Source organism: Cypionkella sp. PAMC25878, assembly GCF_058135695.1.
In genome coordinates, this window is the sequence record NZ_CM176871.1 from 576,777 (window position 1) to 599,601 (window position 22,825).

The 22,825-nt window shown below is 58.8% G+C and carries 26 protein-coding genes; 13 read left to right on the top strand and 13 right to left on the bottom strand.

Annotation, left to right across the window (positions count from 1 at the left end; translation table 11 throughout):
- Positions 1 to 46: 46 nt before the first annotated feature.
- On the top strand, positions 47 to 373 hold the full coding sequence (trxA, locus tag ACS5RD_RS02670) for a thioredoxin (RefSeq protein WP_054006760.1): 327 nt from the start codon (positions 47 to 49) through the stop codon (positions 371 to 373).
- 45 nt (positions 374 to 418) lie between these two features.
- On the opposite strand, the gene ACS5RD_RS02675 is transcribed toward trxA, so the two are convergent.
- Positions 419 to 1,276 (bottom strand): hypothetical protein, encoded by an 858-nt coding sequence (locus tag ACS5RD_RS02675; protein WP_489929874.1) that lies wholly within the window; start codon positions 1,274 to 1,276, stop codon positions 419 to 421.
- Between the two features lie 96 nt (positions 1,277 to 1,372).
- On the opposite strand from ACS5RD_RS02675, the gene hslV reads away from it, so the two are divergent.
- The 3 genes from hslV (at position 1,373) to ACS5RD_RS02690 (ending at position 4,601) form a co-directional block, all read left to right on the top strand.
- On the top strand, positions 1,373 to 1,930 hold the full coding sequence (gene hslV, locus ACS5RD_RS02680; RefSeq protein ID WP_489929875.1) for an ATP-dependent protease subunit HslV: 558 nt from the start codon (positions 1,373 to 1,375) through the stop codon (positions 1,928 to 1,930).
- Complete coding sequence (hslU, locus tag ACS5RD_RS02685) at positions 1,927 to 3,222, top strand: ATP-dependent protease ATPase subunit HslU (RefSeq protein ID WP_489929876.1); 1,296 nt, start codon at positions 1,927 to 1,929, stop codon at positions 3,220 to 3,222. The genes hslV and hslU overlap by 4 nt, the downstream gene beginning before the upstream one ends.
- A gap of 272 nt (positions 3,223 to 3,494) precedes the next feature.
- Positions 3,495 to 4,601 (top strand): alpha/beta hydrolase, encoded by a 1,107-nt coding sequence (locus ACS5RD_RS02690; RefSeq protein ID WP_489929877.1) that lies wholly within the window; start codon positions 3,495 to 3,497, stop codon positions 4,599 to 4,601.
- Positions 4,602 to 4,682: 81 nt separating this feature from the next.
- Here the strand turns inward: ACS5RD_RS02690 and ACS5RD_RS02695 are convergent, their stop codons facing one another.
- Genes ACS5RD_RS02695 through ACS5RD_RS02705 form a run of 3 tightly spaced genes read right to left on the bottom strand, consistent with a single transcriptional unit; the run spans position 4,683 to position 6,961 of the window.
- The gene (locus ACS5RD_RS02695) at positions 4,683 to 5,270 is read right to left on the bottom strand and encodes a Smr/MutS family protein (protein ID WP_489929878.1); all 588 of its coding nucleotides are present in this window, start codon (positions 5,268 to 5,270) and stop codon (positions 4,683 to 4,685) included.
- Between the two features lie 3 nt (positions 5,271 to 5,273).
- Positions 5,274 to 6,296: a murein transglycosylase A gene (gene mltA, locus ACS5RD_RS02700; protein WP_489929879.1), complete on the bottom strand. Its 1,023-nt coding sequence runs from the start codon at positions 6,294 to 6,296 to the stop codon at positions 5,274 to 5,276.
- 5 nt (positions 6,297 to 6,301) lie between these two features.
- Positions 6,302 to 6,961: a Tim44/TimA family putative adaptor protein gene (locus ACS5RD_RS02705; RefSeq protein WP_489929880.1), complete on the bottom strand. Its 660-nt coding sequence runs from the start codon at positions 6,959 to 6,961 to the stop codon at positions 6,302 to 6,304.
- 115 nt (positions 6,962 to 7,076) lie between these two features.
- Here ACS5RD_RS02705 and ACS5RD_RS02710 point away from each other — a divergent pair, with 115 nt between their 5' ends.
- The gene (locus ACS5RD_RS02710) at positions 7,077 to 7,538 is read left to right on the top strand and encodes an FxsA family protein (protein ID WP_489929881.1); all 462 of its coding nucleotides are present in this window, start codon (positions 7,077 to 7,079) and stop codon (positions 7,536 to 7,538) included.
- Between the two features lie 54 nt (positions 7,539 to 7,592).
- Positions 7,593 to 8,069 carry a protein-export chaperone SecB gene (secB, locus tag ACS5RD_RS02715; protein ID WP_054006751.1) on the top strand — a complete coding sequence of 159 codons (477 nt, stop codon included), beginning with the start codon at positions 7,593 to 7,595 and terminating at the stop codon, positions 8,067 to 8,069.
- Between the two features lie 53 nt (positions 8,070 to 8,122).
- On the opposite strand, the gene ACS5RD_RS02720 is transcribed toward secB, so the two are convergent.
- The 5 genes from ACS5RD_RS02720 to ACS5RD_RS02740 all read right to left on the bottom strand — a co-directional run bounded on the left by ACS5RD_RS02720 (position 8,123) and on the right by ACS5RD_RS02740 (position 11,904).
- Positions 8,123 to 9,136, bottom strand: coding sequence for an NAD-dependent epimerase/dehydratase family protein (locus ACS5RD_RS02720; RefSeq protein ID WP_489929882.1), 1,014 nt, complete (start codon positions 9,134 to 9,136; stop codon positions 8,123 to 8,125).
- A gap of 63 nt (positions 9,137 to 9,199) precedes the next feature.
- Complete coding sequence (gene dnaQ, locus ACS5RD_RS02725) at positions 9,200 to 9,895, bottom strand: DNA polymerase III subunit epsilon (protein ID WP_489929883.1); 696 nt, start codon at positions 9,893 to 9,895, stop codon at positions 9,200 to 9,202.
- A complete protein-coding gene (gene coaE / locus ACS5RD_RS02730) occupies positions 9,888 to 10,475 on the bottom strand; it encodes a dephospho-CoA kinase (RefSeq protein ID WP_489929884.1) in 588 nt (195 codons plus the stop codon). Before coaE ends, dnaQ begins: the two co-directional genes overlap by 8 nt.
- Positions 10,472 to 11,311: a shikimate dehydrogenase gene (locus tag ACS5RD_RS02735; protein WP_054006747.1), complete on the bottom strand. Its 840-nt coding sequence runs from the start codon at positions 11,309 to 11,311 to the stop codon at positions 10,472 to 10,474. The genes coaE and ACS5RD_RS02735 overlap by 4 nt, the downstream gene beginning before the upstream one ends.
- Positions 11,308 to 11,904, bottom strand: a complete 597-nt coding sequence (locus ACS5RD_RS02740) for a Maf family protein (RefSeq protein WP_489929885.1) — start codon at positions 11,902 to 11,904, stop codon at positions 11,308 to 11,310. Before ACS5RD_RS02740 ends, ACS5RD_RS02735 begins: the two co-directional genes overlap by 4 nt.
- 401 nt (positions 11,905 to 12,305) lie before the next feature.
- Between ACS5RD_RS02740 and hemJ the strand changes: the two genes are divergently transcribed.
- The 7 genes from hemJ (at position 12,306) to ACS5RD_RS02775 (ending at position 19,816) form a co-directional block, all read left to right on the top strand.
- Positions 12,306 to 12,755 (top strand): protoporphyrinogen oxidase HemJ, encoded by a 450-nt coding sequence (gene hemJ, locus ACS5RD_RS02745; protein ID WP_489929886.1) that lies wholly within the window; start codon positions 12,306 to 12,308, stop codon positions 12,753 to 12,755.
- A 140-nt stretch (positions 12,756 to 12,895) separates the two neighbouring features.
- Positions 12,896 to 14,167, top strand: a complete 1,272-nt coding sequence (rho, locus tag ACS5RD_RS02750) for a transcription termination factor Rho (protein WP_426032336.1) — start codon at positions 12,896 to 12,898, stop codon at positions 14,165 to 14,167.
- A gap of 128 nt (positions 14,168 to 14,295) precedes the next feature.
- A complete protein-coding gene (gene mnmE / locus ACS5RD_RS02755) occupies positions 14,296 to 15,591 on the top strand; it encodes a tRNA uridine-5-carboxymethylaminomethyl(34) synthesis GTPase MnmE (protein WP_489929887.1) in 1,296 nt (431 codons plus the stop codon).
- A gap of 11 nt (positions 15,592 to 15,602) precedes the next feature.
- Positions 15,603 to 17,468: a tRNA uridine-5-carboxymethylaminomethyl(34) synthesis enzyme MnmG gene (gene mnmG / locus ACS5RD_RS02760; protein WP_489929888.1), complete on the top strand. Its 1,866-nt coding sequence runs from the start codon at positions 15,603 to 15,605 to the stop codon at positions 17,466 to 17,468.
- Complete coding sequence (rsmG, locus tag ACS5RD_RS02765) at positions 17,465 to 18,091, top strand: 16S rRNA (guanine(527)-N(7))-methyltransferase RsmG (protein WP_489929889.1); 627 nt, start codon at positions 17,465 to 17,467, stop codon at positions 18,089 to 18,091. The genes mnmG and rsmG overlap by 4 nt, the downstream gene beginning before the upstream one ends.
- On the top strand, positions 18,084 to 18,911 hold the full coding sequence (locus ACS5RD_RS02770) for a ParA family protein (RefSeq protein ID WP_489929890.1): 828 nt from the start codon (positions 18,084 to 18,086) through the stop codon (positions 18,909 to 18,911). The genes rsmG and ACS5RD_RS02770 overlap by 8 nt, the downstream gene beginning before the upstream one ends.
- Positions 18,911 to 19,816: a ParB/RepB/Spo0J family partition protein gene (locus tag ACS5RD_RS02775; protein ID WP_054006740.1), complete on the top strand. Its 906-nt coding sequence runs from the start codon at positions 18,911 to 18,913 to the stop codon at positions 19,814 to 19,816. Before ACS5RD_RS02770 ends, ACS5RD_RS02775 begins: the two co-directional genes overlap by 1 nt.
- 11 nt (positions 19,817 to 19,827) lie before the next feature.
- Here the strand turns inward: ACS5RD_RS02775 and hemW are convergent, their stop codons facing one another.
- From hemW to rph, 4 genes are read right to left on the bottom strand one after another with little or no spacing between them, the layout of a single operon-like run.
- Positions 19,828 to 20,985 (bottom strand): radical SAM family heme chaperone HemW, encoded by a 1,158-nt coding sequence (gene hemW, locus ACS5RD_RS02780; RefSeq protein ID WP_489929891.1) that lies wholly within the window; start codon positions 20,983 to 20,985, stop codon positions 19,828 to 19,830.
- 2 nt (positions 20,986 to 20,987) lie between these two features.
- Complete coding sequence (locus ACS5RD_RS02785; protein WP_489929892.1) at positions 20,988 to 21,362, bottom strand: RidA family protein; 375 nt, start codon at positions 21,360 to 21,362, stop codon at positions 20,988 to 20,990.
- Positions 21,359 to 21,970, bottom strand: a complete 612-nt coding sequence (gene rdgB, locus ACS5RD_RS02790; protein WP_489929893.1) for an RdgB/HAM1 family non-canonical purine NTP pyrophosphatase — start codon at positions 21,968 to 21,970, stop codon at positions 21,359 to 21,361. Before rdgB ends, ACS5RD_RS02785 begins: the two co-directional genes overlap by 4 nt.
- Positions 21,967 to 22,686: a ribonuclease PH gene (gene rph / locus ACS5RD_RS02795; protein ID WP_489929894.1), complete on the bottom strand. Its 720-nt coding sequence runs from the start codon at positions 22,684 to 22,686 to the stop codon at positions 21,967 to 21,969. The genes rdgB and rph overlap by 4 nt, the downstream gene beginning before the upstream one ends.
- Between the last annotated feature and the right edge of the window lie 139 nt (positions 22,687 to 22,825).

The window sequence follows — 22,825 nt, forward strand, 5'->3', positions numbered from 1 at the left end:
GTCCCTAGGTTCAATGCCTGACATTTCCCCCTCAGGAGTTCCCATCATGGGTGCCAATACCGTCGCTGTAACCGACGCCACTTTCGACGCCGAAGTTCGTAAATCCGCGATCCCGGTCGTCGTGGATTTCTGGGCCGAATGGTGCGGCCCCTGCCGTCAAATCGGCCCAGCCCTGGAAGAACTCGCCGCCGAATACGCGGGCAAGGTGAAGATCGTGAAGATCAATGTCGATGAAAACCCCGACAGCCCCGCCGCCCTCGGCGTGCGCGGCATCCCCTCGCTGTTCCTGTTTAAAAACGGCGAAGTTGTGTCGAACAAAGTCGGGGCAGCCCCGAAAGCGGCCCTCGCCAACTGGATCGCCACCGCGCTCTGAACCCCGCGAAAATCGGATCAAAGGCTCCCCTCGGGGGGCCTTTTTTCACAGCGGCCAGCCGTGCGCCCGCAAGCGATCCGCAATCTGCGCCTCATGGCCATCGCCCGACGATGCCAGCGCCTGCCGCTTGAAAAACCAATGCAGATAGGACGCATAGGGCTGTGGTCGATGCACCGCCTCAAACGCCCCCGCCACCCCCAACCGCCCCACCGATGCCGCGATATGGTGAAAATCAATCCGCGCAAACAGCACCGCTGGCTTGTCGGCAAAGAACCCGGTCAGCGCCATCGACGAATTCTCCGTCACCACATAATCGCAGCCCGCCAGCACCGGCAGCGAGCCCTGAACCAGCTCAAACCGCTCAATCCCCCGCAGCGCGTCCACCTCCGCCTCAGAATAAACCTCGCGCGGATGCAGTGTCGCCACGATCCGCCGCTCTGGGTCCGCCGCCAAAGTCGCCTGGATCATCTCAACCGGAGACGCGGTCTGAAAATGCCGCCGTTGCAACAATTTCCCCTGTAACGGCATGAAAATATAGCCCCCCCGCGCGGCGGTCAGCCCGCCAAACAGCCGCGCGCGCCAATAGCGCTGAAACCACGCCTGCCGCTCTCCACCCTGAAACGACAGCCCCGCCACCGCCCAATCCCAGCGATCATTCGTCGCCTCAATGCGGTAGAATTTCTCAAGGTAACAGCGTCTTAGGCTAAAACAAAACGACCCCGCCACCGCGCGATTGTAAACAAGGTGATAGCCCTCACCCGCAACCTCCGTCGCGTGCCCAGCGTATCGAACCTGCCAGCCCGCTGCCCGCACCACTCCCACCACAGCACCAAAAATCCCGATCCCCGCCTCGGCGCGGGCGCGCTTGTCACCGTCCAGATAGAAATTCAAAATCCGTTCCATGGCAGCAAACTATGCGTTTTCCCTCCGCCTCACCAGCCGCCCGCTTGCGCCCGGCGCAGCCGCCTTCCATATAAAGCCCAGCAGATGGAGCGCAAAATGTCCGAAGACAAATTCCCCGGTTGGCATGGCACCACCATTCTGGCCGTGCGTCGCGGTGGCGAGGTTGTGGTGGCCGGCGATGGCCAAGTTTCCTTGGGCAATACCGTGATCAAAGGCACTGCCCGCAAGGTCCGCCGCCTCTCGCCGGGTGGCCACGATGTGGTTGCAGGTTTTGCGGGATCGACCGCTGACGCCTTCACCTTATTGGAACGGCTAGAGAAAAAGCTGGAAGCTGCCCCTGGTCAACTCGCCCGCGCCTGCGTCGATCTGGCGAAAGATTGGCGGATGGACAAATACCTGCGCAATCTGGAAGCCATGCTGATTGTCACCGATGGCCGCGATCTTTACGTGATCACGGGTGCCGGAGATGTACTGGAACCCGAACATGATGTGGCCGCCATTGGATCGGGCGGCAACTTCGCCCTCGCCGCAGCACGGGGCCTGATGACCACCGATCTGCCCGCCGAAGACGTCGCCCGCCGCGCCATGGCGATTGCTGCCGAGATTTGCGTGTTCACCAACGGCAACCTGACCGTGGAACGGATTTCCAAATGACCAACCTGACCCCGCGTGAGATCGTCTCTGAACTCGACCGCCACATCATCGGCCAACGCGACGCCAAACGCGCCGTTGCTGTGGCCCTGCGCAACCGTTGGCGCTGCCGCAACCTGCCGGACGATATTCGAGATGAGGTTTACCCGAAGAATATCCTGATGATCGGGCCAACCGGGGTGGGCAAAACCGAGATCGCCCGCCGCCTGGCAAAACTGGCGAAAGCGCCGTTCCTGAAGGTCGAGGCCACCAAGTTTACCGAGGTCGGCTATGTCGGTCGCGATGTCGATAGCATCATCCGCGATCTGGTCGATGCCGCGATGATCGACACCCGCGCGCGGATGCGGGAAGACGTGGCGGCGAAGGCGAAGCAAGCCGCAGAGGAGCGGGTGGTTGAGGCTTTGGCGGGCAAAGACGCGCGCGAGCAGACCCGGGAGATGTTTCGCGGCAAGCTGCGGCGCGGGGAATTGGATACGACGGTGATCGAGTTGGAAATCGCCGACGCCGCCCCCGCGATGCCGATGATGGGCGGGCAGGGCATGGAAATGCAGATGCAAGGCCTGCAGGATTTGTTCAAAGCGTTCGGCGGGCGGACCACGCGCAAGAAGGTCACCGTGGCCGACAGCTATGATTTACTGATCGGGCAAGAGGCCGACAAGCTGCTGGATGATGAGGCGGTCAAGACGGTGGCACTGGCGGCGGTGCAGGACAATGGCATCGTGTTTCTGGATGAGATCGACAAAATCTGCGCGCGGGCGGATGCGCGGGGAGCCGATGTGTCGCGGGAAGGGGTGCAGCGGGATTTGTTGCCGCTGATTGAGGGAACGACGGTTTCCACCAAATATGGCCCGGTTAAAACCGATCATATCCTGTTCATCGCGTCCGGAGCGTTTCATGTCGCCAAGCCTTCGGATTTGCTGCCGGAACTTCAGGGGCGGTTGCCGATCCGGGTGGAGCTGGCACCGCTGACGGAGGGAGACTTTGTCCGCATCCTGACCGAAACGGACAATGCGCTGACCCGACAATATGCGGCGCTGATGGGGACCGAGGATGTCGCGGTTTCCTTCACGGCGGACGGGATCGCGGCGCTGGCGCGGATCGCGGCAGAGGTCAACAAATCCATCGAGAACATCGGGGCGCGCCGGCTTTATACGGTGATGGAGCGGGTGTTTGAGGAGCTGTCTTTCACCGCCCCGGACCGCTCGGGGGAAGAGGTCGTGGTGGACGCCGCTTTCGTCGAGAAAAATTTGGGCGCGCTGTCTCGGTCGGCGGATATTTCGCGCTATGTTTTGTAGGCGCCACGCGTGGACAGGGCTGCGATTTATATGATTTCAAAGGGTTAGGGATATGTCCTTAACCCTTTTTTCATACTTGTCCCGGCTTCATCTTGGCCTAAACACTCACATGCCGAGGTGTTAACAAACCCTGAACGCAAAAGCCTAATCCGTTGAAAAGCATGCGATCTACGCCCACGCCACGCGTGGACAGCGGCATTTCTGCGCCTGCAATATAACGTCACTTGACCCGCCCCTTGAAACCCCAGACTTTGGCCAAAAAAGGCCCGCCAATGACCCGATTTCTGTTGATCCTTTCCCTAAGCTTCCTGCTGGCCTGCGCGCCACGCGGCCATGTCACGCTTGAGCCGCAGGCGGCCTCGGTGGGGCAGGTCCAGAAGATCTTCATCGGCACTACCCGCAAGCAAGAGCAAGACGGTTCGTTCGGAACTTACCGATCAGAACAGATCAACTTCGCCCGCTACGACGTTTCCGTGCCGCCCGACCGCAAGCTGGGTGAGATCAACTGGCCGCCCCGTCACGGCAAGGCCAACCCTTTAAAACATTTCCTGACCACCGATGAGATCGTCTATCAAGACGACGTGCCGTTCCGCAAAGATTTGAAAACTCAACTGGCCGCGAATGGCGGCGAAGCGGTGATTTTCGTGCACGGCTATAACAACAATTTCTCAGAGGGGGTCTACCGCGTCGCTCAGTTTGCGCATGATCTGAAGCTGCCCGGCGCGGTGGTGCATTATGCTTGGCCCTCGGCTGCGGAGCCGCTGGGTTATGCCTATGACCGCGATTCTGCGCTGTTTGCGCGGGATGGCTTGGAATCTTTGATGCATGAGGTTGCGGCGGCGGGCGCGAAGCGGATTTTGATCGTGGCACATTCGATGGGCGCCGGGTTGACGATGGAGGCGCTGCGGCAGACGGCGATCCGGGGGGATAAGAAGACGCTCGGGCTGATCGGTGGGGTAATCTTTATTTCGCCGGATATTGATGTGGATGTGTTCAAAAGAAGCGCACATTCGATGGGGGCGCTGCCGCAGCCGTTTGTGATTTTTGGCTCGGATCGTGATAAATACCTGCGGTTGTCGGCGCTGCTGACCGGGCAGGATGAGCGGTTGGGGTCGCTAAAGGATGTGTCGCGGGTGGCAGATTTGAAGGTAACGTTCATGGATGTCGGCGCATTCTCGAAGGGGGCCGGGCATTTCGTGATGGGGGATTCGGCGGCTTTGATCGCGATTTTGGATCGACTGAGCGACGTTTCCAATGCTTTCGAGGCGGATCGGCAGGCGCGGATCGGGTTGCTGCCGGGGGTGGTTTTGACGGTGCAGAATGCGACTCAGATCGTGCTGCGGCCCGTGGCGACGGTGGCTTCGGATTTCACGCGGTAGGAGTGGTCCCGCATTGGGACCTTTGCATAAATAACGTTAAATCAATCGTTTAGTTTGAGGCGTTAAGGGTTTCTTAAGGTTCTAGCGCCTGCGCAGGTAGATGTAATATGCACCGGAGCCGCCGTGTTTTAGGTGGGCTTCCGAGATTTGCAGCACTGCGGGGCCGAGAGGCGGTAGGCGCAGCCAGTGTGGAACTTGATGGCGAAGAGCGCCCATGCGTTGCGGGATGGGGCCCACGTCATGGCCGCATTTGCCTTTTCCGGTGATCACCAGAACCAGCCGCATTCCGGCACTTTGAGCGTTGAGGATAAAGCGGATCAGTTCGGGGTGGGCTTCAGAAAGTGTCATGCCATGCAGGTCGATGCGGGCCTCGGGCGCGAGTTTGCCACGGGTCATTTTGCCATGGGTCTTGGCGTCCATTTGCAGCGGAGCAGCGGAAAGGGATTCTGACAGGGTGGGCAGAATGTCGTGACCGGGTTTGCTGCGGGATTTTTCGCCCAAACGGAAGTGCGGCAGACGTGGCGTTGCCGGAACTGCGGTTTGGGTCGGTTGTGGTTTTGGCTCGATCGGCTTTGGGAAAACGTGGCCCATCGGGTGCATCGGCTTGGCGGTGCGGGCGACAGTTTGCCAGATTTCTTCTTCTTCAGGGCGCAAAGTGCGGCGACGCATGGATCAGCCTTCCGGCAGCATGGCATAGGCGCGGTCGATGGGCAGCAGCAGGATCATGCGGCCGCCGTCTTTGATCGTGCCAGCGGCATCGCCTGCGCCGTCACCCGTGCCGAAGAAGATATCGGCGCGCTGGGGGCCTTTGATCGCGCCGCCGGCGTCTTGGGCGACCATCAGGCTGTGAATCGGGTTGTCGCCGGATTTCTCGATCCAGACTGGGACACCGAGCGGGGTGAAGGCGGGGTCGATGGCGACGGAGCGCATTGGGGTGATGCTGCGGCCCATGGCACCGATTGGGCCTTTGTCAGACGGTAGGTCGGCGATTTTGCGGAAGAAGATGTAGGATGGGTTAACGGCGAGCAGGGCGTTGCCTGCCGTGGGGTTCGAGCGGACGTACAGTTTGATGTCTTGGGCGGAGACTTGATCGGGGGTGCGCATGCCACGCGCGATCATTTCTTTGCCAACCGAGCGATAGGCGTGGCCGTTGCGGCCTGCGTAGCCGACGCGGATGACATGGCCGTTGGTCATTTTGATCCGGCCAGATCCTTGAATTTGCAGGAAGAAAACCTCTACCGGGTCTTCGAGCCATGCAATCTCTAAGCCACGGCCCCGGAGTGCGCCGCCTTCGATGGTGGCGCGGTCATAGTAGACTTGGCCGTCTTGCAGCTCGGGTGGGCGGGCGTAGATCGGGTAGGCGAAGCGGGGGGTGCGGGTGTAGGAGCCGTTGAGTTCGGGTTCGTAATAGCCGGTGAACAGCGCAGGGGGTTGGCCGATCAGGATGGGTTTGAACATCAACTCGAAGAAGGCTTTGGCCGAGGCGTCTGTCGCCCCAGCGTCGGCGGCGAGATGGCAGATCGGCTGCCAATCGGGAGCGTCGAGTTTATCGCAGGTCTCTTGGAACGCGGTGAGGGCGGCGAGATGGTTGTCCTCAGGCCAGCCCTCCAGCGCCTCAAAATCCAGCATTTGCGCCGGGGCAGGCGTGGCTGTCATCGTGAGGGCCAGAAGGCAGGAGGCGAGAACAGCACGCATCCGCCTTAGTCGCTGGTGCCGACGAGTTGCCAGTTCGGGTCTTGCACGCCCATGCGGCGCGCGAAGGTCCAGCCGTCGCGCTGGCGTTTGACCTCGGTGGCCGAGCCTTCGATGATCTCGCCGGCCTTGTTGCGCACCAGTGAGGTGAGTTCGCCAGTGTAGCGCAGGGTGATTTCGGCGGTACGGGTGGTGGGGTCGTATTCTGCATCCGACAGGGTCATTTCACGCAAGCCGAGGAAGTTGGCCTCTACCGTCTGGCCATCGCGTTCGCGGGCGTTGATGGCTTGGGTGAAGGAAGCCTCAACCTCATCGGCGAGGAAAGGGCGGACCGGGTCGATATCACCGCGCTCAAACGCCATCAGAATCATCTCATAGGCGCCGCGCGCGCCGTGCAGAAATTCGCCGACGGAAAAGCCGGGTTCGGCCTGTTTCATCGCGGCGAGGGCCAACGCGGCGGGGCTGCCTGCGGGGGCGTGATCGGTGATGTCGAGATCGACGCCGTCTTCAGCGGCAGGCTGCACCAGTTTCGGCTGCGGGCGCGCGGGGTCTTGCGGCACGGCGGGCTTTTCGAAGCCTTCGCGGCTGCCTAACACAGAACGCAGTTTCAGGATCAGGAACACGGCGATTCCGGCCAGAACGAGCAGTTGAATCAAGGAGGAATTCATAAGCGCCTCAAAACGGGGCCCGAGGGGTTGGTGATCCGGGCGTTGGACCCTTATGTAGGGGCTGGGGGCCGCCAAGTCTATGGTTTGGCCGCTAGATTGCACGGAGGGTGCTGAGATGTGGGTTTTTGCGCTGATTTTGGCATGGCCTTTGCTGGAAATTGGGCTGTTTGTGGTTGTTGGCGGCTGGTTGGGGCTGTGGGCGACGTTGGCCTGGGTGGTGTTGAGTGCGATGCTGGGGGTCGGGTTGATCCGCGGGCTTGGCATGGGGGCTTTGCGCGAGGTGCGTGGCGGCGGCGGTATCGCTGCGTTGCAGCCGATGGCGCATAGTGCGTTGATCATGCTGAGCGGGATGTTGCTGATCCTGCCGGGGTTTTTCACCGATTTTCTCGGCTTGGTGTTGCTGGTTCCGTTTGTGCGGACGGGGTTGATTGCCATGCTGGCTGCCCGTGTTCAGGTGCATGGTTTTGCGCGGCGTCGCGGCGAGGCCGACTGGGTGGATGCGGAATATGAGGAAGTGGTGCCCGAACGCGATAAGATTGGTGGGGTGACGCGGCCTTCGAAGTGGCGTGAGGATTGAGGCCTTTGAGATGACCTGCTAGGGGTATGCAGGATTTTTCAGGGAGTGGGGCTTATGGCCGAGGAAAATGGCGGCGCGCCGCAGATCAAGATGTCGGTTCTGGCGCAGTTTGTGCGGGATATGTCGTTTGAAAACATGGTGGCACAGAAGGGGCTGACGGCCAATGAAGTGCAGCCGGATATTCAGGTGCAGGTCAGTTTGGACGCGCGCAAGCGCGCGCAGGATCATCAGTTTGATATTGTGACGAAGTTCAAGGTGACCTCAAAGAACAAGGTGAACGGCGATACGCTGTTTCTGCTGGAGGTCGATTACGGCGGGATCTTCCATGTTGAGGGCGTACCGGAGGAGCAGCTGCATCCGTTTCTGATGATCGAATGCCCGCGGCTGCTGTTCCCGTTTGTGCGGCGGATTATCTCGGATGTGACGCGCGATGGCGGCTTCCCGCCGCTGAACATCGACACGGTGGATTTCTTGGCTTTGTATCGGCAGGAAATTGCGCGGCGGGCGCAGCCTGCGCCGGTGGCGAACTGAGTTTAGAGCGTTGAATTTGAAGGGCCGACCTTGCGGGGTCGGCCTTTTGCGTTTCAGATCTGATAATAGTCGCGATACCAGCGCACGAAATTTGCCATGCCGTCACGGACATTGGTTTGCGGTTGGTAGTTTGTGAGGGTTTTCAACAGGTTGGCATCGGCCCAAGTGGCGACGACATCGCCGGTTTGCATCGGCATGTAGTTGCGGATGGCTTTGCAGCCGGTGGCGTCTTCGATGGCTTCGATGAAATCCAACAGTTTGACCTTGTCGGAGTTGCCGATGTTGACGACTCGGTAGGGGGCGGCGGGAGAAAGGCTGTCTCCAGGGAGTATGTCTTCTGGGGTGGCTGGACGTTGCGGCACGGCGTCGATCAGCAGGCGGATGCCGCGCACGAGGTCGTCGACATAGGTGAAGTCGCGCCACATCTCGCCGTTGTTGTAGATGTCGATTGGGGTGCCTTCGAGGATGCCTTTGGTGAACTTATAGGGCGCCATGTCGGGGCGGCCCCAAGGGCCGTAGACAGTGAAAAAGCGGAACATGGTGACGGGCAGGCCGTAGATATGGGCGTAGGAATGCGCCATCGCCTCATTGGCCTTTTTGGTGGCGGCGTAGAAGGTGAGTTGGGTTTCGGTTTTATGGGTCTCAAGGAACGGCATTTCAGTGTTGGCACCGTAGACCGAGGAGGTCGAGGCCATCAGCAGGTGCTCGACGTTGAGTTCGCGGGCGAGATCAAGCACGTTGAAGCCACCTACAAGGTTGGCATTCAGATAAGCGCGTGGGTTTTCAAGGCTGTAGCGGACACCGGCTTGGGCGGCGAGGTGGATGATCACTTTCGGATTGGCGGCTCGCATCGCGGATTCGAGGGTAGTTTGGTCTTCCAGCAAGGCCTCGGTGTTGGTGAAGTTGGGGTTTTGCAGCAGCATGGCGAGGCGGCGCTGTTTCAGCGTCACATCGTAGTAATCGGTCATGCCATCGTAGCCTGCGACGCGAAAGCCCTCGGCCAAGAGGAGTTTGCAAAGGTGAAAGCCGATGAAGCCTGCGGAACCGGTGACAAAGATGGTTTTCATGGGGGCCTTTTTGGGGATGGGCGGTATAGGTTAATTTACGCCAATTTGAGGTTTTAAGCTATATTAGAGCCGCTTTTTCCAGATGGCCACCACGCCCATTTTGTCGACGAAGGCGGTGTGTGCGGCGGATTCTGCCTCGGTCAGACGGGGCGGTAGCGGGTTTGGGCGCGGGCGTGGACGCCAATCTGAGAGGGTTTTCGCGGGGCCAGAGGCGGTTTGCGTCGCAGGATTGAGCCCAAAATCCGGTTGCCTGCCGCCGACAAGTTCGAGATAGACCTCGGCCAGGATTTCGGAATCGAGCAGAGCGCCGTGCTTTTCGCGGGCAGAATTATCGACGCCAAAGCGGCGGCAGAGCGCGTCTAGGGTGGCGGGGGAACCGGGAAATTTGCGGCGGGCCATCATCAGCGTGTCGGTGGCGCGGGTCATCGGCAGAGTCGGCAGTTTGACGGCTGTTAATTCGGCGTTGAGGAATTTCATGTCAAAACTGGCATTGTGGATGATCAGTTGGGCTTCGCCAATGAACTCGAGGAAGGCTTGGGCGATGGCTTTGAAGACGGGTTTGTCGCGCAGGAACTCATCGCCGAGGCCGTGGACGTCAAAAGCGGCTTTCGGCATCAGGCGTTCGGGGTTGATATATTGGTGGTAGGTTTTGCCTGTGGGTAGGTGGTTGAACAGTTCGACCGCGCCGATTTCGACGATTCGATCGCCTTCGGAGGGTTCAAAGCCGGTGGTTTCGGTGTCGAGGACGATCTCACGCATGGCGGGCTCGGATATGGGCGATCAGGGATTTGACATAGGCTTCAGTGGCGGAAAGGTCCAGCGTTTCAACGATATGGGTGGCGAGGGAGCGTTTTTGGGTGTCGGGCATTTGGCGGCTGAGCAGGGTTTGGAAGTGCTGTTCGGTCATGCCGAGGCGTTGCAAAACGCGTTGGCGTTGCAGATCGGCGGGGGCGGTGACGAGGAGAGTGGCGTGGAATTCGTGTTGGCTGGATGTCTCGAACAGCAGCGGGGTGTCGAGGACGGCAATGTCGGCGGTGGTCTGCGCGAGGAAGGCGGCGCGGTCGGCGGCGACGAGCGGGTGGGTGATGGCTTCGAGTTTGGCGAGCAGGCCAGGATCGGCTGCAATCGCGCGTTTCAATGTTTCACGTGAAACATTCCCATCCATGGTGGCTTCGGGGCAGATTTCGCTGATTGGGCTGACCGCAAGACCGTCGCGGGCGTAGAGTTGGTGAACGGCGCTGTCAGCGTCCCAGATCGGCAGCCCTGCGGCGGCGAACATGGCAGCGGTGGTGGATTTGCCCATGCCGATGGAGCCGGTGAGGCCGAGGCGAAAGGTCATGCCGATAGCACGGCTTGGCGGGTGGCTTCGTCCACTTCTGGCCGTTGGTCGAACCAGCGTTCAAAGCCGGGGGCGGCTTGGTGAAGCAACATGCCGAGGCCATCGACCACGGTGCAGCCTCTGGCTTCAGCTTCGATAAGGAAGTGTGTTTTCAATGGGTTATACACTAAGTCAGTGACAAGCGCGTCACGTTCGAGTCCATCCAGCGGCACCCGGAAATCCGATTTGCCAGACATGCCGAGCGAGGTCGTATTGATGACGGTGGCGGCACCCTCCAGCATATTTGCGGCCTGCACCCAATCGTAAATCTGCAGCTTTGCGCCAAAATCTGCGCGGAGGGCCTGAGCCCGAGGCTGGGTGCGGTTGGCGATGCGAATCTCTGGCGCCCCGACCTCGATCAAGGCGGCGACTATTGCACGGGCGGCGCCCCCGGCACCAAAGACAGCGGCGGGACCAGCGGTGGGATTCCAGTGCGGCGCGTTTTGCCGTAGGTTAGCGATAAAACCCGCGCCATCGGTGTTATCGGCGTGAATCCGGCCATCTTTGCGAAAAATCAGCGTGTTGGCGGCGCCGATAAGCGCGGCGCGGTCCGTCACAACATCGGCGATTTTCAGGATCGCTTCCTTATGGGGGATGGTCACATTAACACCCACGAAGCCAAGTTTCGGTAGGATTTCAAGCGCTTGCCGAAGATCCTGCGGTGCCACATCCATCGGGATATAGTGGCCTTTAATGCCATACCGCTTCAGCCAGAAGCCGTGCAGCGCAGGCGAACGGCTGTGCGCAATCGGGTGGCCGATGACGCCGGCAAGTGGGATTCGGGGCAAATCTGTCATGCTGCGATGAAGCCTCTGGTGCCTAAATAGCCGATCAAGGGAAGAAGGGGCAGGCCGAGAATGGTGAAGTAATCGCCCTCGATAGTGGAAAACAGCCGTATGCCTTCTTCTTCGAGTTTGTAGCCACCAACGGATTCGCGCAAGGAGTGCCAGTTGCGGCTGATGTAATCGTCAAGATAGCCCTCGGAGATGAGCCGCATCGTCAGTTTCGCCTCTGACATATGCCGCCAAATCGGCTTGCCACCGTCATAAAGCACCAAGGCCGAGATCAGCTGGTGGGTTTGACCGCGGAATTCGGTCAGTTGAGCGTGGGCCTCATTCTGGGTTTCGGGCTTGCCAAAAACCCGACCCTTGAAAGCGAGGATCTGATCGCAGCCCAGCACAAGCGCATCGGGGTTTTTCTCGGCCAGTTTGCGGGCCTTCATTTCAGCAAGCGCATCGGCAATATCGCGGGGCGGGGCGGCATCGGCTTGAAGCGCTTGGCGGATGGCGTCTTCGTCGATGCGGGCAGGCTGTGCTGTGACCTCAAGCCCGGCGTTGCGCAAAAGCTGCAGGCGGATCGGCGATGCAGAGGCTAAAAGCAGCGGACGCATGATGGGGGCGGCCTTGTGGATAAGCTGGGTTTGTTCCGGCAGGTGGATTTGGGGGTAAGCTCGATTTAGCGCCGAAAAGGCGGGATGGGCAGGGTTTTGTCAAGCGCAGAGGCGAGGCTCGGCGGGTTTGCCCACATGGGGATGGCGCAAAGGCTAGACTGTGCGCGAGAGATATATCCAGAGGCTGTGGAGCAAGATGTGCCGCGTGATTTTCGTGTATGAGATTGATTTACAACGTATAAATGTGAATCACGAAAATCGTTCTATAGTTACGCACAGCCCGGACCTTGGGGATATAAGGCGGGAGAACCCGAGAAATTCCGTTATCCACGGCCCCTACAACAACATCTTTCTTTCTAGAATCTATTCTTTAAGAAGAAGCTAAGAAGTGAGGTGAACCTGTGGGCGACTTTCTGGCGACGTATTATCCTTGGATCAAGGCATTGCATGTGATTTCGGTGATCGCTTGGATGGCGGGCCTGTTCTACCTGCCAAGGCTGTTTGTATATCATGTGGAGCAGGTAGAACCCGGATCTGCCACAGACGTGATGTTTCAGCTGATGGAGCGGCGGTTGCTGAAGGCGATCATCAATCCGGCATCTGTGGCTACATGGGTGTTTGGACTGGCACTGGTGTTCACACCGGGGATCGTGGATTGGACGGCAGTTTGGCCTTGGACCAAGGCGTTTTGCGTGATTGCGATGACGCTGTTTCATCATTGGCTGGGGTGGCGGCGGAAGGATTTTGTCGCGGGGCGTAACAGCGTCACCGGCCGACAGTATCGCATAATGAATGAAGTGCCGACGCTGCTTATGATGATTATCGTGGTCTCGGTGATTGTGAAGTTCTGAAATCCCCAATCTGAAATCCTTGACTTGGGCGCAGGCTGGTCTTAGGTGGAGCTCAGCGCGGCCATTCGGCCCTCCCGCTTTCCATTGACATTGCTGCTGCTGACCCAAGCGTGGGGCCGCGCGCCTAAGGTGAATTCCACATGACCGTTGAGCATTTGAATCTTGCTGATCTGAAAGCCAAGACCCCGGCTGAGCTGCTGGCGATGGCGGAGGAATGGGAGATTGAAAACGCCCCAAGCATGCGCAAGGGCGAGATGATGTTCTCGATCCTGAAAGAACATGCCGAAGAAGGTTGGGAAATCGGCGGCGATGGCGTGCTGGAAGTGTTGCAAGATGGCTTTGGCTTCTTGCGCTCGCCATCTGCGAATTATCTACCTGGACCGGATGATATTTATGTCTCGCCGGATATTCTGCGGCAGTTCAGCCTGCGGACGGGCGATACGATCGAAGGCACCATGGCGGCGCCGAAGGAAAATGAAAAATATTTTTGTCTGACCAAGGTCACCCGGATCAACTTTGATGATCCTGAAAAGGCGCGCCACAAGGTTCACTTTGACAACCTGACGCCACTTTACCCGGATGAGCGGTTGAAGATGGAAGTTGAAGATCCGACGATCAAGGACCGCTCGGCGCGGATTATTGATCTGGTCTGCCCGATCGGCAAAGGCCAGCGTGCGCTGATCGTGGCGCCGCCGCGGACGGGTAAGACGGTGTTATTGCAGAACATTGCCCATTCGATCGCGACCAATCACCCGGAATGTTATCTGATCGTGCTGCTGATTGATGAGCGGCCCGAGGAAGTCACCGATATGCAGCGTTCGGTGAAGGGCGAGGTGGTATCCTCGACCTTCGACGAGCCGGCGACGCGGCATGTGGCGGTGGCGGAGATGGTGATCGAGAAGGCCAAACGGCTGGTTGAGCATAAGCGCGATGTGGTGATTTTGCTTGATTCGATTACCCGTCTCGGCCGCGCGTTCAACACCGTGGTGCCGTCCTCGGGTAAGGTTTTGACCGGTGGTGTGGATGCCAATGCCTTGCAGCGGCCGAAGCGGTTCTTTGGCGCTGCGCGGAATATTGAAGAAGGCGGTTCACTGACCATCATTGCCACCGCGTTGATTGATACCGGCAGCCGGATGGACGAGGTGATCTTTGAGGAATTCAAGGGCACCGGCAACAGCGAGATCGTGTTGGACCGCAAGGTCGCCGACAAGCGGGTGTTCCCGGCGATTGATATTCTGAAATCCGGCACGCGGAAGGAAGATCTGCTGGTCGAGAAGATCGATCTGCAGAAGACCTATGTGCTGCGGCGGATTCTGAACCCGATGGGCACCACAGATGCCATCGAATTCCTGATCTCGAAACTGAAGCAAACCAAGAGCAACGGTGAGTTTTTCGAGTCGATGAACGCATAACTTGCGTCTTAGTGCGCGGCAGGTTCATCAGTTGAATCGAAAATCGCTGCCTTTCGCATCGGCTCGAACGCGTTTTTCGATAAGAACGTTCTATTCAAACCTGACACGCTTTAATCAAAGGCTTGGCTATGGACACGATTTTCGCCCTCGCCTCGGCGCGGGGTAAGGCGGGCGTCGCGGTGATCCGGATCTCCGGGTCCTTGGCGCATGATGCGGTGGCCGGGTTCTGTGCGGTGCCGCTGCTCCGCCAAGCCGGATTGCGGCGTCTGGTCTGGCAGGGTGAGGTGTTGGATGAGGCCTTGGTGCTGGTGTTTGCGGCGGGGGCGAGTTTTACTGGTGAAGCCAGCGCCGAGTTGCAGTTGCACGGCAGCAACGCTGTGGTGGCCCGGGTGTTGCAGGCACTGGCGGCGACCGACGGGTTGCGGATGGCAGAAGCGGGGGAGTTTACGCGCCGGGCACTGGAGAATGGCCGGCTTGATCTGACGCAGGTGGAGGGGCTTGCCGATCTGATTGATGCCGAGACCGAAGCGCAGCGCAAGCAGGCGTTGCGGGTGTTGTCCGGGGCTTTGGGGCGACGGGTGGAGGCTTGGCGGCTGGATCTTGTACGGGCGGCGGCTTTGATCGAGGCGACGATTGATTTTGCTGATGAGGATGTGCCGCTGGATGTGACCCCCGAGGTTCAGACGCTGATTGATGGTCTGTTGGTCCAGTTGCGCCGCGAGTTGGATGGCGCGCAAGCTGCGGAGCGGATCAGGCACGGCTTTGAAGTGGCGATTGTCGGGGCGCCCAATGCCGGTAAGTCGACGCTGCTTAATGCGTTGGCGGGGCGGGAGGCGGCGATTACCTCGGAAGTTGCTGGCACAACCCGGGATGTGATTGAGGTTCGGATGGATATTGCCGGGCTGTCGGTGACATTGCTGGATACAGCGGGTCTGCGTGATTCGGTGGATGTGGTCGAGCGGATTGGCGTGGAGCGGGCGTTGGAGCGCGCACGTCAGGCTGATTTGCGGATTTTCTTGCAAGCCGACCCTGATGAGGTGCTGATGTTGTTGCCCGAGGTTGATGATCTCGTGGTGTTGGGGAAAGCGGATGTTCGCAATGGCGCGGCATTGGCGTCTTCAGGGGCGGTTTCCGGCAAGACGGGGGCCGGGATTGACTGGCTTATAGCTGAGATAGCGGCACGGTTGTCGGGGCGTGCGGCATCGGCGGGGTTGCTGATCCGCGAGCGGCAGCGTATCGCGATGCAGGTTGCGGTGTCTGGGTTGGAATCGGCACGGGGCAGAATGGGGCAAGCACAGAGTTTGCCAGAGCTGGTTGCGGTGGATTTGCGCGCGTCGATGCGGGCTTTGGAAATCATGGTGGGAAGAATCGATGTTGAGAATCTGCTCGATGAGATATTCTCCAGCTTCTGCATCGGGAAATGAGGTTGTTTCACGTGAAACATTTTGAGGTGATTGTCATTGGCGGCGGCCATGCCGGCGCGGAAGCTGCGGCGGCTTCGGCACGGATGGGCGCTCGGACGGCGCTGATTTCGTTGCGCCGTGATGGCATTGGGGTGATGTCGTGCAATCCGGCTATCGGAGGCTTGGGCAAGGGCCATCTGGTGCGTGAGATCGACGCGATGGATGGTATTATGGCTCTGGCGGCTGATCGTGCGGCGATTCAATATCGGATGCTGAACCGACGAAAAGGTCCGGCGGTGCAGGGTCCACGGGCGCAGGCCGACAGAAAGCTGTATCGGGCCGCTGTTCTGGATTTGTTGAGTGCTGAGGAAAATCTGACGATCCTGGAAGGTGAAGTCATTGCGCTGAAACAGCAAAATGGCAGGGTGACCGGAGTTACCTTGGCGGATTTGGTTGATTTATCGGCTGATTCCGTGGTGTTGACCGTTGGTACATTCCTGAATGGGGTGATTCATGTTGGCGATCAGCGGCGGCCTGGTGGCCGGATCGGTGATCGGCCCTCTGTGTTGTTGGCCGAACAATTGGCAGGGTTGGGGCTGGCGCACGGGCGCTTGAAAACCGGCACGCCGCCGCGTCTGGATGGCGGCACGATCAACTGGGATGTGTTGGAAATCCAGCCCGGCGACGAAGACCCGGTGGTGTTTTCTTTCCTGAACAAACTGCCGCAGGTGCGGCAGATTGCCTGTGGCATCACCCATACCAATGAGAAAACCCATACGATTGTGCGTCAGAATCTCAGTCGATCCGCGATGTATGGCGGCCATATCGAAGGGATTGGGCCGCGCTATTGTCCGTCTATCGAGGATAAGATCGTGCGATTCGCCGACAAAACCTCACATCAGGTGTTTTTGGAACCTGAGGGACTGGACGATAGCACTGTCTACCCGAACGGAATTTCGACCTCTTTGCCACAAGAGGTGCAAGAGGTCTATGTCCGCTCTATCCTTGGGCTTGAGAATGTGCGGATCACCCAGCCGGGCTATGCCATTGAATATGATTACTTTGATCCCCGCGGGCTTGATCTGTCGCTGCAGCTGAAAGCACTGCCGGGGTTGTTTCTGGCCGGTCAAATCAATGGGACCACCGGATATGAGGAAGCGGCGGCGCAGGGCCTGTTGGCTGGCTTGAACGCGGCAGCTTTGGCGCAAGCAAAAGATCCGGTGCATTTCAGCCGTTCGGAAAGCTATATCGGGGTTATGATTGATGACTTGACCACGCGGGGCGTGACGGAACCTTACCGTATGTTTACCTCGCGGGCAGAGTATCGCTTGACGTTGCGGGCGGACAATGCGGACCAGCGGCTGACACCGATAGGACTTGCTTTAGGCTGTGTTCGGGATGATCGTAAAGCGGCATTTTTGCGGAAGCGCGACGGTCTGGCGGCGGCGGCGGATGTGCTGCAGCAACGAGCATTCTCGCCGACCGAACTGAGCAGAGTCGGCATTTCGCTTAGTCAGGATGGCACACGACGCACTGCGCAGGCGCTGATGGCCCTGCCGGATGTGACGGTCGCGCAAATTGCCGCGTTGGTGCCCGAGTTTGCCGAGTTTGCCCCGGAGATTCAGCAACAGACGGCGACGGATGCGCTCTATGCACAGTATGTTGAGCGGCAAAAGTATGAGATTGCCGCCTTGAAGCGCGAAGAATCGGCTGAAATTCCAAACGGGTTTGTGTTCACTGGCCTGCCCGGGCTTTCAACCGAGTTGGGCGCAAAGCTGTCGCATGTGCGACCGGCCAATTTGGCGCAAGCGGCGCGGATTGAGGGAATGACGCCGGCTGCGCTGACGCTGATCTTGGCGCATATCCGCAAGGCCCGTCGAGAGGTCGCCTCGCAATGAACCGTGACGAGGTTGAGGTTCCTGCTTGGCTGAATGTTTCACGTGAAACACTGGAGCGGCTTATTGCCTATTGCGCGTTGGTCGAAAAATGGAATCCAGCCATAAATCTCATCTCCAAATCGGGAATTTCTGAGATTTGGGACAGACATGTCATTGATTCTGCGCAGCTTATTCGACAAGTACCCGCTGAAGCTGGCCTCTGGTGCGATTTGGGCAGCGGCGGCGGGTTTCCGGGCATCGTGCTGGCCATTCTTGCAAAGGAATTGCAGCCAGAGACGCGGATGATTCTGGTGGAAGCAGATCGTCGGAAATCGGTGTTTCTGTCCGAAGCCTCACGTCTCTTGGATATCGCTGTCAGTGTTAAAACCCAGCGTATTGAAGATCTTGAGCCACAGAATGTTGATGTCCTTACTGCGCGGGCATTGGCGCCATTATCTACTCTGTGTGGCTACGCATATCGGCATTTGAAGCCGCAAGGCGTGGCGATTTTTGCGAAGGGCGCCGCTGCGGCGCGCGAAATCGAGGATGCGCAGAAGCTGTGGCGGTTCAACTGTGATGCGATGCAAAGCCATACCGACCCTGAATCGCTTGTTCTGGCAGTGAGGGGCATTCAGCGTGCATGACCTTATTGGCGCGGATGGGCCGCGTATTCTGTCGATTGCCAACCAAAAAGGCGGGGTGGGCAAGACAACCACCGCGATCAACCTTGCGGCTGCTTTGGTCGAGCAGGGGGCGCGGGTGCTGTTGGTGGATCTGGATCCACAGGGCAATGCCTCGACCGGCCTGGGCTTCGCACCGACAGATCGCAAAAAGACCACCTATGATTTGCTGTTGGAGGAGACCCCGCTGGTTGAGACGGTGGTTGGCACCGACTTCGCGGGCTTGTTGCTTTGCCCCTCCAGCGCCGATCTGTCTTCCGCCGATATTCAACTGGTCTCTAATGAGAAGCGCAGCTTTTTGCTGCATGATTCACTGCGCGAACCGCGGGTTGAAACGCTGGATCTTGACTTTATTTTGATTGATTGCCCGCCGTCCCTGAGTTTGCTGACGATCAATGCGATGGTGGCAAGTCATGCCGTGCTGGTGCCGCTACAGGCCGAGTTTTTCGCGCTGGAGGGCTTGTCGCAACTGATGTTGACCATTCGCGAAGTGCGGCGCAGCGCCAATCCGGGGCTTCGCATTGAAGGCGTGGTGCTGACGATGGTGGATGGCCGCAACCGACTTTCGCAGCAGGTCGAACATGATGCGCGTACGACCTTGGGGGATTTGGTGTTCAAAACGATGATTCCGCGCAATGTGCGGCTCAGCGAAGCGCCGTCTTATGCGCAGCCTGTTCTAAGCTATGACAGCGCGTCGAAAGGCTCAGAAGCCTACCGAGCTCTGTCGACCGAGATTTTGCTGCGGCATCCGGTGCGCAATCGTTTCAAAGAGGAGACCGTCTGATGGAAAAGAAGTTTGATCGACGCGGCCTTGGCCGCGGCCTTTCGGCGCTGATGGCAGATGTGAATCTTGAAGCACCGTCAGCTGCATCCGAGACCCGGCGCTCCGAATTGATGCTGCCTGTCGAAAAGATTGTGCCGAACCCCGATCAGCCGCGGCGCGATTTCCAGCCGGAAGCGTTGAAGGATCTCGCGGATTCTCTGCGTCAGAAGGGTGTCATTCAGCCCCTCATCGTGCGCAAAAAGCCCGGTCAGGATCTTTACGAAATCGTCGCAGGCGAACGGCGTTGGCGGGCGGCGCAGATTGCGCAACTTCATGAACTGCCGGTGATTGTCCGCGAGTTCAGTGATTCGGAAGTGCTTGAGATCGCGATTATTGAAAACATCCAGCGCGCCGAGCTGAACTCTATCGAAGAAGCGCTGGCCTATCGCCAGTTGATGGATAGGTTCGGCCATACCCAAGAAAAGATTGCCGAAGCCTTGTCGCGCAGCCGCAGTCATATCGCCAATTTGCTGCGCTTGCTGGCACTGCCGGAAGACGTACAACAAATGGTCAAATCCGGCACTTTGTCTGCCGGACATGCCCGGGCGCTGATCACCACTGGCAATGCAACGGAGCTGGCGCTGCAAGTGGTTGGACGCGGTCTTTCGGTGCGCGATACTGAGGAACTGGTACGAAAATCTGCCATCGACCCCGCCAAGAGGCGCTCCCTACGGCAGCGCAGTGAGAAAGATGCGGATACGCGCGCGTTGGAATCCGATCTTTCGGCCAATCTGCATATGTCGGTGCAAATCGACCATCTTCCGGGCGGCGAGGGCGGCAAGCTGACGATCAGCTACCGCTCGCTTGATCAGCTTGATTTGCTGTGCCGGGTGCTGTCGGTGATCCCGCGCGACGCGGAGTTTTAGGCCCGTATCTTTTAGGCGGTCGCCAGATCGCGCAAGACAGCGTTCAGCACCATACGACCATTTGGTGTTGTGCGCAGTCGGTCGCCGGTGATTTCAACCATACCAATATCGGACAATTCGCAGATTTTTTGAGCGTTTAGCGCTGTGCCAGAAATATTCTGGTAGCGCGCCAGATCCAGTCCTTCGCTAAGACGCAATGACATCAGCAGATATTCCAAGCTGTGTTCTTCTGCGGTCAGGGCGCTGCGCGGCAGTTCGGGCATTTTGCCGGATTTAATCATGCCCAACCAAAGTGCTGGAGACTTCGGCGCCTCTGTTGCCCATCTTGTGCCCTGCAGAGTCATGCGTCCATGCGCGCCGGGGCCTATGCCAACATAGTCGCCGCCGCGCCAATAAATTAGATTGTGGCGCGATTCGCAGCCGCTTTTGGCGTGATTTGACACTTCATAACCGGGTAGCCCGGCCTTGTCGCAGAGCGCTTGCGTCAGCTCAAACATCTCAGCCGAAAGATCCTCGCTTGGCAAGCCGCGCAGGCCCCCCTTGGCAAAGCGATCCGCAAAGGCGGTGCCATCTTCAATGGTCAACTGATACAGCGACAGGTGATCAATCGCCAGCTCTAGCGCCTTGCCCAGCTCATCACGCCAAGCCGCAAGACTTTGATCCTGCCGGGCATAGATCAGATCGAAGCTGACGCGATCGAAGCAATGTCGAGCGATATCAAAGGCTTTGCGCGCTTCCTCAGCGCTGTGCCTGCGACCGAGGCGGCGTAAATCTTCATCGCTCATCGCCTGCATCCCCATCGAAACCCGCGTCACCCCGGCTTGCTGAAAGCCACGAAAGCGTCCGGCCTCGACAGAACCGGGATTGGCTTCCAGGGTGATTTCGGGATCGTTCGACATTGGCCAAGTGGCCCGGATGCGCTCAATGATCGCCGCAACCAACTCTGGCTCCATCAAGGACGGGGTGCCGCCGCCGAAGAACACCGAATTCAAAATCCGGCCGTGGGTTTCTTGCCCCAGCCGATCGATCTCGGACACATAAGCGCGCTGCCACTGCTTCTGGTCAATATGGCTGGCGACATGGCTGTTGAAATCGCAATAAGGGCATTTCGACTCGCAATACGGCCAATGCAGATACAGACCAAAGCCGCCATGCTGCCAGTCTTCCATCACTAGCCCTTAAATGCCGTGACTTCGATTTCAATTTTCATCTCTGGGCGGATCAGCCCGGCGATCACCATCGTCGCGGCGGGCCGGATCTGCCCCAACGTCGCACCCAGCACCGGCACCAGCGCCTCCACCAACTCCGGCGCAACCACGGTATACTGCACCCGCACAATATCAGCCATCTCGAAGCCCGCCTCGGTCAAAACCCTCGCGATGGTGGCAAAACAATTTCGTGCCTGATCGGCGATCTCCTCCGGCATCTGCATCGTCGCATAATCATAGCCCGTGACGCCCGACACGAAACACCAGCCGCCTTTGACGATGGCGCGGCTATAGCCCATTGTCGCTTCAAACGGCGATCCGGTGGAGATTTGTTTCACGTGAAACATCCTTCTACAAGTTTGCGAAACGCATCAGCACGCTGGCTGATCTGGTTTTTCTGCCAGCGATCCATCTCACCAAAGGTCTGATCGCTGCCCAAAGGCTGGAAAATCGGATCATAGCCATGGCCTTGATCGCCGCGCATCGGCCAAACAATCTGCCCCGCCATCATCCCTTCAAACACTTCATCATGGCCATCCGGCCAAGCCAAGACCAAAGTGCAGCGAAACTGCGCCAGCCGAGGTTCTGGCGCTGCAATCGCCTCCAGTTTGTCCCAAGTCTTCGTCATCGCCATGACAAAATCTCGCCCGGTCGGAGTCTCTGCCCAGTCCGCCGTATAGACGCCCGGGGCCCCGCCTAAAGCTTCAATTGTGATGCCAGAATCATCGGAAAGCGCAGGCAATCCCGTGGCCTGCGCCGCCGCATGCGCCTTGATCCGGGCATTGCCGACAAAGCTATCCTCGGTCTCAACCGGTTCCGGCAGACTCAGATCACCGGCCGATACCACAGAAATCCCAAACTCCTCCAACAGCTTAGCGATTTCTTCCAGCTTGCCGCGATTATGTGTCGCAACCAGCAGCCGATTGCCCGAAAACTTCCGCATCACGCGATCCCCAAAGCCGCCTTCTGCGCGGCAACCAGTCGGGCAACCCCGGCTTCAGCCAGATCCAGCAACTCGCCCATCTCATCGCGCGAGAACGTCGCCCCCTCCGCCGACATCTGCACTTCAATCATCCGGCCGCGCCCGGTCAGGATGAAATTGCCATCCGTCCCAGCCGCAGAATCCTCAGGATAATCCAGATCCAACACCGGCTGTCCGGCATAAATCCCGCAAGACACCGCCGCAACATGGTCCATCATCGGATCGCTGACAATCACCCCGGTTTTCAGCAACTTATTCATCGCCAACCGCAACGCCACCCAACCGCCGGTGATCGAGGCACAGCGGGTGCCGCCATCCGCCTGAATAACATCGCAATCAATCACAATCTGCCGCTCACCCAAAGCCGAGCGATCGACCCCAGCCCGCAACGCCCGCCCGATAAGCCGTTGAATTTCCTGCGTTCTGCCTGATTGCTTGCCCGCAGCCGCCTCGCGACGCACGCGCGAATTCGTCGCTCGTGGTAACATGCCATATTCCGCCGTCACCCAGCCCAAGCCGGTGTTCTTCAAAAACGGTGGTGCCTTGTCCTCAATGGTGGCCGAGCACAAAACATGCGTCTCACCCATCTTGATCAGGCAAGAGCCCTCTGCATGTTTCATCACGCCGATTTCCATCGAAACCGCGCGCATTTCGTTCAATTTCCGACCAGAGGGGCGCATCGCATCATCCTTTTTCGCTTTGCTCCAGATAGTCCCGCACCCCTCACCGATGCAACCCTCATTGACGTTCGCGCCAGAGCCTCCTTAATGGACGAGCCTCCCTATTGGACGGGCCGCGTTGATCGACCCCACAGAGAAT

Bases quoted from the DNA above. Each gene is read 5' to 3' on its own strand.
- ACS5RD_RS02740 (WP_489929885.1), bottom strand. From the start codon at position 11,904: ATGCGTCCGCTGCTTTTAGCCTCTGCATCGCCGATCCGCCTGCAGCTT.
- ACS5RD_RS02695 (WP_489929878.1), bottom strand. From the start codon at position 5,270: ATGCGTCGCCGCACTTTGCGCCCTGAAGAAGAAGAAATCTGGCAAACT.
- ACS5RD_RS02735 (WP_054006747.1), bottom strand. From the start codon at position 11,311: ATGACAGATTTGCCCCGAATCCCACTTGCCGGCGTCATCGGCCACCCG.
- trxA (WP_054006760.1), top strand. From the start codon at position 47: ATGGGTGCCAATACCGTCGCTGTAACCGACGCCACTTTCGACGCCGAA.
- rph (WP_489929894.1), bottom strand. From the start codon at position 22,686: ATGCGCCCCTCTGGTCGGAAATTGAACGAAATGCGCGCGGTTTCGATG.
- ACS5RD_RS02720 (WP_489929882.1), bottom strand. From the start codon at position 9,136: ATGAAAACCATCTTTGTCACCGGTTCCGCAGGCTTCATCGGCTTTCAC.
- ACS5RD_RS02690 (WP_489929877.1), top strand. From the start codon at position 3,495: ATGACCCGATTTCTGTTGATCCTTTCCCTAAGCTTCCTGCTGGCCTGC.
- dnaQ (WP_489929883.1), bottom strand. From the start codon at position 9,895: ATGCGTGAGATCGTCCTCGACACCGAAACCACCGGCTTTGAACCCTCC.
- hslV (WP_489929875.1), top strand. From the start codon at position 1,373: ATGTCCGAAGACAAATTCCCCGGTTGGCATGGCACCACCATTCTGGCC.
- ACS5RD_RS02775 (WP_054006740.1), top strand. From the start codon at position 18,911: ATGGAAAAGAAGTTTGATCGACGCGGCCTTGGCCGCGGCCTTTCGGCG.
- ACS5RD_RS02675 (WP_489929874.1), bottom strand. From the start codon at position 1,276: ATGGAACGGATTTTGAATTTCTATCTGGACGGTGACAAGCGCGCCCGC.
- secB (WP_054006751.1), top strand. From the start codon at position 7,593: ATGGCCGAGGAAAATGGCGGCGCGCCGCAGATCAAGATGTCGGTTCTG.
- hemW (WP_489929891.1), bottom strand. From the start codon at position 20,985: ATGGAAGACTGGCAGCATGGCGGCTTTGGTCTGTATCTGCATTGGCCG.
- ACS5RD_RS02705 (WP_489929880.1), bottom strand. From the start codon at position 6,961: ATGAATTCCTCCTTGATTCAACTGCTCGTTCTGGCCGGAATCGCCGTG.
- rsmG (WP_489929889.1), top strand. From the start codon at position 17,465: ATGAACCGTGACGAGGTTGAGGTTCCTGCTTGGCTGAATGTTTCACGT.
- mltA (WP_489929879.1), bottom strand. From the start codon at position 6,296: ATGCGTGCTGTTCTCGCCTCCTGCCTTCTGGCCCTCACGATGACAGCC.
- mnmE (WP_489929887.1), top strand. From the start codon at position 14,296: ATGGACACGATTTTCGCCCTCGCCTCGGCGCGGGGTAAGGCGGGCGTC.
- coaE (WP_489929884.1), bottom strand. From the start codon at position 10,475: ATGACCTTTCGCCTCGGCCTCACCGGCTCCATCGGCATGGGCAAATCC.
- hslU (WP_489929876.1), top strand. From the start codon at position 1,927: ATGACCAACCTGACCCCGCGTGAGATCGTCTCTGAACTCGACCGCCAC.
- ACS5RD_RS02710 (WP_489929881.1), top strand. From the start codon at position 7,077: ATGTGGGTTTTTGCGCTGATTTTGGCATGGCCTTTGCTGGAAATTGGG.
- rho (WP_426032336.1), top strand. From the start codon at position 12,896: ATGACCGTTGAGCATTTGAATCTTGCTGATCTGAAAGCCAAGACCCCG.